The organism is Hyphomonas beringensis, from assembly GCF_000682755.1.
In the GTDB taxonomy this organism is placed as follows: Bacteria; Pseudomonadota; Alphaproteobacteria; order Caulobacterales; family Hyphomonadaceae; genus Hyphomonas; species Hyphomonas beringensis.
In genome coordinates this window covers 89,314-101,500 of record NZ_AWFF01000029.1, presented here as the reverse complement: position 1 = coordinate 101,500, position 12,187 = coordinate 89,314, and the positions used below count along the sequence as shown (strand labels likewise).

Annotated in this window: 10 protein-coding genes; 5 read left to right on the top strand and 5 right to left on the bottom strand. The window is 58.0% G+C overall.

From position 1 onward, the window contains the following. The 5 genes from HY29_RS19580 to mdoH form a co-directional block, all read left to right on the top strand. On the top strand, positions 1-285 hold a 285-nt coding region (locus tag HY29_RS19580; RefSeq protein ID WP_206741931.1), incomplete at its 5' end, for a hypothetical protein. After that, positions 282-1,055, top strand: coding sequence for an enoyl-CoA hydratase-related protein (locus tag HY29_RS05830; RefSeq protein ID WP_034793902.1), 774 nt, complete (start codon positions 282-284; stop codon positions 1,053-1,055). The genes HY29_RS19580 and HY29_RS05830, both read left to right, overlap by 4 nt. Positions 1,056-1,185: 130 nt before the next feature. After that, entirely contained in the window at positions 1,186-2,079 is an 894-nt protein-coding gene (gene mmsB, locus HY29_RS05825; protein WP_034793900.1) for a 3-hydroxyisobutyrate dehydrogenase, read from the top strand. Positions 2,080-2,436: 357 nt separating this feature from the next. After that, positions 2,437-3,981 (top strand): OpgD/OpgG family glucan biosynthesis protein, encoded by a 1,545-nt coding sequence (locus HY29_RS05820; protein ID WP_162176679.1) that lies wholly within the window; start codon positions 2,437-2,439, stop codon positions 3,979-3,981. Beyond that, positions 3,978-6,173, top strand: coding sequence for a glucans biosynthesis glucosyltransferase MdoH (gene mdoH, locus HY29_RS05815; protein WP_081811249.1), 2,196 nt, complete (start codon positions 3,978-3,980; stop codon positions 6,171-6,173). The genes HY29_RS05820 and mdoH overlap by 4 nt, the downstream gene beginning before the upstream one ends. 8 nt (positions 6,174-6,181) lie before the next feature. Here the strand turns inward: mdoH and HY29_RS05810 are convergent, their stop codons facing one another. The 5 genes from HY29_RS05810 to HY29_RS05790 all read right to left on the bottom strand — a co-directional run bounded on the left by HY29_RS05810 (position 6,182) and on the right by HY29_RS05790 (position 12,136). Beyond that, positions 6,182-7,129, bottom strand: a complete 948-nt coding sequence (locus HY29_RS05810) for a C1 family peptidase (RefSeq protein WP_034793898.1) — start codon at positions 7,127-7,129, stop codon at positions 6,182-6,184. An 83-nt stretch (positions 7,130-7,212) separates the two neighbouring features. Further along, entirely contained in the window at positions 7,213-8,751 is a 1,539-nt protein-coding gene (locus HY29_RS18320) for a serine/threonine-protein kinase (RefSeq protein WP_155838219.1), read from the bottom strand. Between the two features lie 5 nt (positions 8,752-8,756). Beyond that, positions 8,757-9,977, bottom strand: a complete 1,221-nt coding sequence (locus HY29_RS05800; RefSeq protein WP_034793896.1) for an FHA domain-containing protein — start codon at positions 9,975-9,977, stop codon at positions 8,757-8,759. After that, positions 9,911-11,581 carry a zinc ribbon domain-containing protein gene (locus tag HY29_RS05795; RefSeq protein WP_034793893.1) on the bottom strand — a complete coding sequence of 557 codons (1,671 nt, stop codon included), beginning with the start codon at positions 11,579-11,581 and terminating at the stop codon, positions 9,911-9,913. Before HY29_RS05795 ends, HY29_RS05800 begins: the two co-directional genes overlap by 67 nt. 3 nt (positions 11,582-11,584) lie before the next feature. Continuing rightward, positions 11,585-12,136, bottom strand: coding sequence for a hypothetical protein (locus tag HY29_RS05790; protein WP_034793890.1), 552 nt, complete (start codon positions 12,134-12,136; stop codon positions 11,585-11,587). Between the last annotated feature and the right edge of the window lie 51 nt (positions 12,137-12,187).

Here is a 12,187-nt window from a genome sequence, read left to right as displayed (position 1 = left end):
CGGCGACCAGGCCTTCATCATTCCGACGATGGGGTAAGACAGGTGAGAGCCCTGATAGTCATCTGCATGCTTGGCCTCGCGCTGGCGGCATGCGACAAGCGGGGCGATTGCAGCGATGGCGGCGGTGTATGGGTAGCTGAACCGGGAAGGTGTATCTGCACCTACGAAGCCCGGGGAACTTACTCGGACACGCCGAACGCCGACCAGTTGAAGACTCGAGAGCTTTGCGCTCAAAAGCCAAACGGATCGGATTGGACCAAAGAGGACATTGAAGAACTGCCATGACTTACAACACAATCACTTTCGAACATAATGACCGCATCGCGCTGGTCACGATCAACCGGCCGGACAGCCTCAACGCGCTGAACCAGGAAGTCATGAGCGAAGTTGCGCATGTCTTCGGCGAGATCGACCGGAACAAGGACATCGCCGTCAGTGTGCTGACGGGTGAGGGCCGGGCCTTTGCGGCGGGCGCTGACATCAAGGAGATGCAGCCGCAGAGCTTCTCCGACATGTATGTCGATGATTTCTTTGGCCTGTGGGACCGGTTCGCAGCCTGCCGCAAGCCGGTGATCGCGGCAGTGAACGGTTTCGCCCTCGGCGGCGGGTGTGAGCTGGCCATGATGTGCGATATGATCATCGCATCCGAAAAGGCGAAGTTCGGCCAGCCGGAAATCAAGCTGGGCGTGACGCCGGGCATGGGCGGCTCCATCCGCCTGACGAAAGCCGTCGGCAAGGCCAAAGCCATGGACATGGTGCTGACCGGCCGCATGATCGACGCCGCAGAAGCAGACCGGATCGGCCTCGTCTCCCGCGTTGTGGAGCATGACGCGCTGATGGACACGGCCATGGGCGCGGCGAAGGAAATCGCCGGCTATTCCATCCCGTCGCTGATGGCGGCAAAGGAAATGGTGGGCCGGGCGCTGGAGCTGCCGACGACGGAAGGCGTGAAGTTCGAACGCCGCCTGTTCCAGGGCCTGTTCGGCACCGCCGACCAGAAAGAAGGCATGAGCGCCTTTGTCGACAAGCGCGCACCGGACTTCAAGGACAAATAGACCAGAAGGCCCTCATCCTGAGCGAAGTCGAAGGATGAGGGCCGTTTTGCATGGCGGGCTCAGCGCAGCCCGTTCGCATGTTTCGGCTTCGCTCAATATGAGCGCTTCTCAGAGGCGCCGGGAGGAAGACATGACACAGATTGCATTCATCGGGCTCGGAAACATGGGCTCTGGCATGTGCGCCAATCTCTGCAAGGCAGGGCACGACGTTCATGCCTTTGACCTGAGCGCCGAGGCCGTAAAGGCGGCGGCAGAGCAGGGCGCAAAACCCGCCGCGACGCTGGCTGACGCGGTAAGCGGCGCGGAGGTGATCGTCTCCATGCTGCCGGCGGGCAAGCATGTGCTGTCTGTCTATTTCGGCGATGATGGCGTCGCGTCTCATGCCGCACCGGGTACGCTGTTCCTAGACTGCTCCACGATTTCGGTCGAGGATGCGCGTGAGGCGGCTTCGAAGGCTGAGGCGGCAGGATTTCCCATGGTGGATGCCCCTGTCTCGGGCGGCACGGCGGCGGCAGATGCCGGCACGCTGACCTTCATGGTCGGCGGTCCGGATGAGGCCTTCGCCAAGGCAAAGCCTATCCTCGATGTCATGGGAAAGAACATCTTCCATGCTGGCGGCAGCGGGAATGGCCAGGCGGCAAAGATTGCCAATAACATGCTGCTCGGTATCTCCATGATCGGGACCTGTGAGGCGTTCAATCTGGCTGAAAAGCTGGGCCTGGATGCCCAGACTTTTTACGACATCTCTTCCACGGCCTCAGGCCAGTGCTGGAGCATGACCAGCTATTGCCCGGCCCCCGGTCCGGTGCCGACAGCGCCCTCAAATCGCGACTACAAGCCCGGTTTTGCGGTCGCTATGATGTTAAAAGATCTTCATCTGGCCGCAGGGGCCGCCAAAGCCGCAGGCGCCGAGATCGCTTTGGGTGAGATGGCAGAGAAAATCTATGAAGATCTGGACTCTAGGGGCCATGGCGGTCTCGACTTTTCCGGTGTGATGAAAGACATCAAGCGCCAGCTGGACTAGAAAATACCCTCAAAACACGCCTTTGAGCCTGCTTTGCAGCACGCCCAGTAAACGTCCAATTCCCTCAGTATGGGCCCGCTTTGCAACCATTCCTATGCTTATGCATTGGAAGCGAACGCGTTTGTATTGCGCTGCAGCATATCGGGTGTGGAGTGTGCTTGGCGCCAATCAGCAGTGAGGTGCGTTTTGGACGGACGGTATATTTGTCGGGCGGGGGTAATTTTTACGGCGGGCTTGGCCGCGTTGCTGGCGGCGTGTTCTGAGCCGCAGCAGAGCACCGCAAGACAAGAGCCAGAAGCGCAGCCTTCAGTCGTTGAAACTGAGATCCCTGACACAGCGGAAATTGCGTCACCAGAAATGCCGGATGAGGAGGCTGAACAGCAGTCTGTCCTCTACAATCTCGACACAGAGCCTTCGCCGCAAGAAATCGATGCGCCGGCGCCATCGCCGCCGCAGCCTGATGTTGTCATCCAGGGCCGCGAGTTTGGCATGTCGGATATTGTCGACAAGGCCCGGCGGCTGGCCGCTTCAGAGTTCCAGCCTTCACCCGCTCTGCCGGATGATGCGAAGGCGATGAATTATGACCAGTATCGTAGAATCCTTCCTGCCGAACCCGACATGGGATGGCCCGAGGACAAGGGCCGGTATCGCTTTCTGTTCGATCCGCGCGGTTATCTTTTCAATCACGAAGTCAAGATCAATCTGGTGGATGGGGCGGACGTAACGCCCAAGGCATACGATCCTGACCTGTTTGACTTCAAGGATCTGCCGCTTTCCAAGAGCACACGCCAAGCGCTTGGCTTTGCCGGTGTGCGCTTGCTGGCGCCGATCAACCGCTCAGGCAAGTTCGATGAGGTCCTGAGCTTCAAGGGGGCCAGTTTCTTCAGGGCGCTTGGGTCGGGGAATGTCTATGGCGCATCGGCGCGAGGGCTGGGCCTTGGCACGGCCTCTCCGGAAGGCGAGGAGTTTCCATTCTTCAAGGAATTCTGGATCGTCAATCCGGACACGGCGGATGACCAGGTGGAAATGTTTGCCTTGATGGACAGCCCAAGCGTGACTGGGGCATTCCGGTTCTTCATTACCACTGGCCAGACGACACGCATGGATGTGGAGGCGACGTTTTTCCCCCGCAAGGAAATCCAGCGTGTCGGGCTCTCCCCTCTGACATCCATGTATTATTTTTCCCCGCATGATGTGATCAAGCAGGCCACGGATTACCGCCCGGCCGTCCATGATTCAGAAGGGTTGGCCGTCCATATGGCCAATGGCGAATGGGCTTGGCGGCCCTTGCTAAACCCCGCAGAGCTTGAAGTGTCCGTGCTGACCGAGCGCCAGCCAAAAGGATTTGGCCTTTTGCAGCGTCACAGAAAGTTCGATGACTTTTCTGATCTGGAGGCGGGTTATCATCAGCGTCCGGATGTCTGGATCGAACCGACCGGAGAGTGGGGGGAAGGGCAGTTGATGCTTGTGGAAATTCCCACGGTCAATGAATACAACGACAATATCGCAGTCTTTTGGCGGCCTAAGAATAGCTGGCGCGCCGGTGAGGCGAAAACCATTTCCTACACCATGAATTGGGGCCTGAAGCCTTCGGTCATGCCGCAAGTTGTATCTGTTTCGGAAACCCGGGCTGGAAAGAAGCCAGGCGAGAAACGCTATCTCTTCATTCTCGATTATGACGAGGCACCGGCGGAGTATTTCGATGATGCGGAATTGGAAATCACGTCATCAGAAGGCGAGATCCTGAACCCGATCCTCCGCAAGCATCCCGATGATGATGGCTATCGCCTGAGCTTTGAGCTGGACCCCGCAAGCGCCAGCATGGCTGAGCTGCGGGCCGTTGTTCACAAGGGAGGTGCTCCGTTGACTGAAACATGGCTTTACCGCTGGAGAGCGAAATGACGGATCTGCGCCCCCGGCCGACCGAATTCCCCCTGACCATGCCGAACCAGGCCTTCAAGGCACAGGAAGGCGCACCGAAGGCTGAAACGCCATCCTATCGCTGGCGGAAGCTATTTGTTTTCGCCTCTTCCATGTTGCTCACCCTATGGGCCACACGGGAAATGTATGAGGTTTTGGCGGTCTCCGAGATGACGCTGCTGGAATGGGTGCTGCTTGTTGTCTTCGTGATCAATATCAGCTGGATATGCTTTGCGTTCGTGAATGCGACGATCGGGTTCGTCTCCGCACTGTTTTCCGAAATACGCGCTCCGAAGGACAAGCCGGATGTCTGCATTCGCAATGTGCGGACCGTGATCGTCTTCCCGATCTACAATGAATCCGTGGAGCATGTGTTTGCCACTGTGTCGGCGACGGCGCGCATGCTGAAAGAGGCGCCGGGCATATATGAATGCTTCATCCTGAGTGATACGACGGACCCGGAGGTCGCCCTTGCCGAGGAGGCCGCCTATTCGGAGCTCCTGAGAACAGCGGGCCATGATGTGGCGGTACGGTATCGTCGGCGGACAATCAACCATCATCGCAAATCCGGCAATGTGCGTGACTTCGTTATGCGTTGGGGCGGCCGGTATGACTATATGATCGTGTTCGATGCCGACAGTTATATGGAGGGCGACACAATCGTCCATCTCGTGAAGGAGATGGAGCGGGCCCCTCATACTGCGCTGATCCAGACCATCCCACAACTCGTCGGCGGTGCGACACTCTTCGCACGCTGCCAGCAATTTGCCTCCGCGTTGTATGGCCCCATCCTTGGCGGTGGCATGGCCTGGTGGGCGCAGAATGAAGGCAATTTCTGGGGGCACAATGCGATCATTCGCGTGTCGGCCCTGGCCGAGGCGGCCGGCCTTCCGGAAATTCCCGGCAAGGCACCCTTTGGCGGAACCATCCTAAGTCACGACTTTGTCGAGGCGGCATTCCTTCGCCGTGCCGGATGGAATGTCGAGATCCGTCCGGAAATTGGCGGCTCCTATGAACAGGGCCCGCCGACAATCATCGAACTGGTCAAGCGAGACCGGCGCTGGTGTCAGGGCAATATGCAACATATGGCCGTGCTGCTCAAAACTGCTGGCCTCAGCTGGACGAACCGTTTTCACCTGATCACGGGTATATTCTCTTATCTGGCCTCACCGCTGTGGCTGATCTTCATCACGCTTGGTATGATGTTGTCTCTGCAGAACAGCTTCATGCGGCCGAACTATTTTAGTGATGGGGCGTCCTTGTTCCCGACTTGGCCTGTGATTGACTCCGAGCGCGCATTGACGCTGTTCGTGGCGACAATGGCACTGCTTTTTGCGCCCAAGATCTATGCACTGATTTATGGTCTGGTCTCCAGCCGCTGGCGCAAGACAGTGGGCCTCGCGCGCACCGCGATGGGGATGCTCACGGAGACGTTCATCTCTGTGCTGATTGCCCCCATCCTGATGGCAACGCAAACCAGCGCAGTGATCAATGTATTCCGTGGCAAGGATAGCGGCTGGTCTCCACAGGAGCGTAGTCAGGGCGGATATGGTTTTCTCACAACACTGCGGCACAACGCACCTGCCACACTCCTGGGGCTGGTGCTTACGGTTTCTGCCATTGTGATTTCTCCGGTTTATGCGGCATGGCTGGCACCTGCCACAATCGGCCTGTTGCTAAGCGCGCCCTTGTCTTATTGGACAGCCAAGGAAAGCGCCGGGCAGGCCGCGAAGCGCAAAGGCCTTCTCGTCACACCGGTCGAAATAGACACGCCGGAAAGCGTTCAGCTATCGAAGGCAGAGAGTGCAATCTATGCCACGCTGCCCAAGACAGATATCGTTTCCCTGCTGCGTGACAGGAACAAGCAAAGAGCGCGCAAGCACCTGATTGATCCCTATTGGCCCCTGAACCGGTATGAAGTGCACACGCCCTTGGCAATCGCACGGGCAAAGGCTGCACGTGTCCTGTCGCTAGACGACTACATGAATGCCATCACGCGGGCTGAGTTGATGGCCGTGCTGAACTCAAGTCAGGATATGGAGAGCATCAGCTTCCGCTTCTCCGTAGCCGGAAGGGTTGCCGGGGACGCCACGAGTTTTGAGCGCTTTCTGGCTAACCGCCGCGCTTCGGGCAGACCGCATCAACCGAGTGGCGTAAGGCGCGGCCGCACCTAGGCAGAAGTCTACTTGCCTCTCAATCGGTTGCGGAAGTCTCTCTTGGCGGCTTCCAGACCTTCATTCAGCTGTTTACGCAGTCCCATCCGCAAGTCGCTAACGCCTTGGCTGGTGGATTGAACAAGGTCCTCCGTCACGCCAGCAGACGCCATGCTTTCTGACATGCTCGGTCCCATCAGGGAGAAACCAGAGGTTTGCTCGATCGCGCCAATGGTCCAGAAGTCTTCCTCCTGAGACCAGGCATCCATGGTTTCGAACGGGATCCAGAAATAGCCACCTTCGGCCCAGTTGGCGCTCCAGCTGTTGCGCACCAGATAGCAGCGCTCTGTCATATCGTAGCCAACAATCACCATGGCATGACCGGAAGGCGGTTTGCTCGTTGCAATCTGATCGGGTCTTGGCATCCGACCGGTCTTGCCGGCAACCTGATAGTATTCTCCCGGTGCGAACATTCCGAAAACGACCGGTAGTCCTTGCGACAATGCGGTGAGGGCAGGCACGCCGCGCGGGGTGCGGGCATATTGGACAGCGTCATAATTGCGCGCGTTCTTGTAACAGGCTTCAGTGGGTTGCGTGGTGACCATGGCCTCCTCGAAAGGCCACATCCGCGCTTCGCAGGCCCCGAAGGCGAGCACAGCTGCCATTCCATGGTGGATGTAGCTGCCATCGTCGTTCTTTTCGCTTTCAGAAAGGGACCGCGCATTATAATAAATGAACAGGCGTGACAGATCCGTCAGTGGCATTTTGTTCTTGTTCTGATGAAACTCCAAAGCGCCCACAACAGCATTGGCAACGCAGGAATTTGTGCGAAGCTGGTTCTCGACTGGCGAGCAGAGGGATCTCAGGTCGATGCGATCCGGTAAGTTCAGCTTTGGTGCAGATAGAGTGGGCGCCGGTGAAGGCGTGGTTTCGAATATGCATCCGTGCAGGCTGTAGTCTGATGTGTGACCGGACATGTCGTGTCCCCTTCCGTATTAGATTTGTGGGCTGGTCCAGGGGCGTGGCGCCGTAGAAGACCCGTGTGTGAGCGTGCGAGTTTTTACGAAGGGCATGGTCCCCCTGGCTGATGGTTCACATGCATCTGTCCCTGCGCGACAACATTGTTGTAGGCATCGAATGTCTGGAAACTGATGTGGCATCCCCGGTCCCATTGCAGCCGTCCGTTCATGGATACGCCGATTGCGGGAGCCGTCACCGTATAAGACCCATTGACGCCATTCATGCGGCCAGACATCTGCAATCTATAGCCATCCGCGCTTGTGCCTGTTCCGGAGAAGGAGCCATCCTTACTGACTCGCATGGAATATATGCTGCCAATGCCATCATTCCATTGTCCGTTCAGGGACTGATACATGCTGACCGGTTCCTGAGGATTGATACACTCCTGATACGCGCTACCCGTCAGGCCGTCGCATGGCGGAGGGGGTGGTGGTGTCGATCCCGGTTCCATAAATGATGCAATGCCTGCGATCATAACGACCAGCCCCACAACACCGATTGTGGCGAGCGAGATGAGTTTGATCAGACCTCTTTTGTCATCGGTTACATCTTCGGGTGTGTCGGGAGTTTTCTTACGCGGTACGTATCCCAGATTGACCGCCTCTACGAGTTCCTTGCGATATTCCTGTGCGCTTTGTGGGCGGCTGGCTGGACGGTTTGAAAGGCCGCGTTCGATCAATTTGTCGATACCAATCGGCACGTCAGACCTCCCGCCAGAGGGAGGCTGCCAATGCCCTTGCGGCAGAACATCCACAAGAAGCTCATAGAAAAGGACGGACAGGGAGTAGAGGTCCGCTTCAGGGCCGACACTGCTGGCATGGGTTATTTGCTCCGGCGCCATATAGCGGGGGGTGCCGATCCCTGTGCCAGTGCCGCTGTCCAGTGTGCCTGTTGTGGCTTGGGCGATGCCAAAGTCGAGTATCTTGAGAGGTGCGGTTCCATCCGTCGGCTCATCCATCAGGATGATGTTTTCAGGTTTCAGGTCGCGGTGGATGACGCCGGCGGCATGGGCTGCGGACAGACCATCCAGTATTTCGGCAACGATACGGGCGGCATGGCGCAAGGGAATATCTTCGCGCGCCTGTATCTTTTTTCTGTGCCAACCGCGCAGGGATTGCCCCTGCAGATATTCCATCGACACATAGGGCTGTCCATGCGCGTCCCCTACATCATAGACAGCCACAACATTCGGGTGGCGGACATTGCGTGCCGTCACCCCTTCACTTATCAGCCGCTTTACGGCCATCTCACCGCCCAGCCGGTCGCTTCGAATCAACTTCAGCGCAACCGTCTGGTCCGACACCATGTCTTTGGCCTTATAGACCAGGCCCATCCCGCCGCGTCCGATCACCTCTTCGATGATGTAGCGGTCGGCGAACACTTCGCCTGTTTCCAGTGCCTGTTGCTGGTGGCGCGTTCTGGACAACGTCGTGGCATCATCAATCGTTTCCAGACCGCCCAGAGTCATCAGGCCTGCATCGCTGAAATCGGCTGCAGGCGGTTTTGTCTCCGTGCCGCACTCAGGACAGAAACGATCTTCAGTGGTGATCTCGGTTTTACAGTTCGGGCATAGGGGCATGAGGGTCACCGATTGTGTGAGGAGCGCGTCAGGCAAACTTTGCCAACACGTCCGTAGTCAGATTTGAATGAAACTTTCAGGGATAGGCTGTCGGGCGCGGACACGACCGGAGAGATGATGTCTCCATCATTCAGAGTAATCGTCTTGCCGTCACCATAGGCCTCGCCATTTATGCGTACACCTGCCTGTCCGGTTACGCGCAGGGTGAGGCGGTCGCATTCGACATAGAGTTCGAAATGCCGGCGGGAGAGCAATCTGCTGGCTTCGGTGTCCACCGCGCCAGTACTATCTGTCACCAGCAGGCGGACATCTCCTAGGCCATCCTCTGCCCGCGTGCGGCTACGCCCTGCGCCCAGAACGCCGTCGGAGGTTAGGATCGGGCCCTGCCGCGGTGCATGCTGCGGCGCAAAACCTGCCCAGGAGAATTCGGTGTTACGGGGAACCCATATGTCGCCATCCATGCCGCGCAGGCCCAGCCGTCTTTCTTCCTTCTCTGCACGGACCATGCGCAATTGCAGGGCCTCTTGTGTCAGAGTCTGCGTTTCGCGCGTCTCTGATTTGCCTGAAATATACACTGTGTTGCCGTGGCCAGCACTTTGTCCGCCGATATTGACGATAGGTGCAGCCTCTGCGCGATCCTCAGACACGGTGAGTTTCAGATCTGTTGTGAAGGCATAGCATTCCTGCCGCCAGCGCCAGCGGCTGGCAACTGCCAGCAGAATTTTTACGCCATGGGCCCCAGGCTTGGTAATCTGGTTTACGGCGATGCTCGCGGGGCGGCTCTCGCCCGTGTTCAGCCTTTCCCAGCCGATATCTTCTTCCCGCCAGTCGCCTGTGCCTTCGCGACTCCAAAGGCCTGTAATGAACAGCGGGCGGCCAACGGGGGAAAGATTTGCAATGGAAACCGGCAGGCTGACAGCGCCGCCGACTTTCACCGCCGTGAGCGCCCCGGCATCCACTTCCAGATGTGGCGCAACACAGACCGTACACAGACCGGAATCATTCAGCAGGCCTCCGCATTCTTCTGTTGCCATGCAGCGCAACAAAGGCTTGCCGCACTCGGCGCAGAAGGTTGCTGCTTCATCCAGCGCGGATGTGTAGCAGCATTCTCTCTGGGAGCGCGCAGGCAGACTGGGGGAGGACGATTTCGGCATGTCGATCAGGTCCGCATCTTGTGGCCACAGCCGGTGCAGAACTTTGCCTTGGCGGGCAGGACCCGTCCGCATTCGGGGCACTCCACTTTGTCCGGCGGGGTTTCAGCGCCATCCTCGGAGCCGCCATTGCCGGATTTCCCACCGGCGCCATGCGCAACGCCTGTGGCACCTGTCATGCCGGCTTTCAGGATATCCAGCTCATGCCGGCGGCTGGCTTCGCGTTCTTCGGTCGCGCCTTTGATGAGTTCTTTCATCACCTGCATGGAGTCTTCGGAATTGCTGGTCTTGGCGCGAGCCTGTTCCTTCAGCACCTCGGCCACATCAGCGGAAAGGCCTGCATTGATGGCCAGGATTTGTTCTGGCGTCATTTTGGAGCCTGCCGTCAGCTGCGCTGTGCGGCTTTCCATGTCGGCCCGCATCTTGGCCAGTTCGTTCTCTGTGGCGCTATTATCGCGTCTTATATCCCGGTCCGTGTCACGGTCCGCCGCGTCACCTTCAATCTCCATAAGGGAGCGAAGATTTTTGGCCGATTGCTCTTGGGCGATCCGCGCCAGTTCCATTTCCATCCGCTGGGACCGCTCACGTAGCTCAATGTCGGTCAGGACACCGAGTTTCTTCATCTCGGCAACATGCTGGGCATCCAGCATTTCAATAGACCGTTCTGAGGCGCGCAGATTCCCGGCCTCATTGGTCAGATCGGTAACATGGCTCGCTTCAGCGATGTCGTTTTCCATCTTCGCGGCGCGTTCTGTCCGCAGCACTTCAATCTCATGCGCCAGGGCCTCCATCTCTTGTCGCCGCGTGGCCGCTTCGCGGGCATCGATGAAGCTGATCTCGCTTTGAAGCACCATGTGCGCGAGTTCGTCCTCGCTGGCACTCTGGATCTTGGCCATGTCCACTGAGGCATTCAGCTTCACTTCCGTGGCATCGGACTGGCGCTCAACCTCGCGCTTCAGCAAGTGCAGCTGATAGTCCATGGCCTCTTGCTGACGTTCGATTTGCGCCTTTTCAAAGGCTTCGCGCTCTACGGCGTTCATCGCCCATTGGATGGAAACGGCTTTGACGAGCACGCCGATATCACCGCAGACGCGTTCGGCTTCCTGCATCATGTCGGCCTGGATCTTGTCTTGCAGGCCGGCCTCTCCGCGAATGTCGGCTGCGTCCATACGCCCGACGATGGCCTCCATCACGCGATCAGAGAAATGCGGTGCGATGCGATCCAGCACATCAATCCGCGACAGCGCCTTGCGGCCCGTGACCGGCATATCACCTGTGGTCTTGTCGGTCTGTTTGCGAGTCACCCCGCCCATCAGGCCCAAAATATTTGACGGCTTTTCAGGGTTCAGCTGCAGCTCCAGCGTCGCCAGGCCGGCAATCTCTACATTGTCACGCGACAATGCCTTGACCGGCAACTGAACCTGAAAGGGCTTCAAATCGGCCAGCATGATGGCGATATGAGTTGATCCGCCCACGACACCTTTCAGGGCCGTGGCCAGTCCGCCAACAGAGAAATGTGCGCCTTTGAACGTGTCAATCAGTTCGCCATTGCGGAACAGAAGTGCGGCAAGGTCCGGCGGCGTGGCGAAGCGCTTTTCGAAGAAGGCCTTGAATTCACTCTCGCGGACAAATTCCGCAAGAAGGTTTGGATCGGTGAGGACAAGTGGGGACGAGGCCATGGATCAGCCCTCCTTATGTGACGGCTTGACGAAATATGTGTAGATGCGCGCGAGAATGACGATGACGCAGATAGAAAAGGCGATCGGGTGGGTCTTGATGATCGTGACCATGCGCTCTGTCGTGGAGTATTCTTCCATCATCTCTCCCATCCGGGTGACGCTGAAGATTGAGCCGTAGATGATGGAAACGATGGTGAAGAGCGACATCACAAGGGCGACTATGCCAGACAGGCGCTGGAGCAGGCCGACCTTTCCTTTGCGACGCTTGGCTTCGGCTTTTCTTTCGGCAATGTCGCGCTGGTCGAGTTCTTTCTCGAAGGCCTCGCCGCGTTTGATCGCCTCGGCGCGGGCCTTGTGATCCACTTTCAGGAAGTCTGGCTGTGCTTTGCGGCTCTTCTCGGCAGAATTGACGGGCGTAAGATTTGAAGCATGACGGCGCCAAAGGACAAACACCGTGATGCCCAGCCAGATGCCTGCTGCCGCCATGGTGAGGTTGAACATCAGGTCAATGAACGGCCAGGCTTCTGGCGGAATTTGGTTCAACGTTTCTTGCATCACGGGGCCTCATAAAATTCGGTCTCGTAATGGAAGGCGTCAGACTGTCGC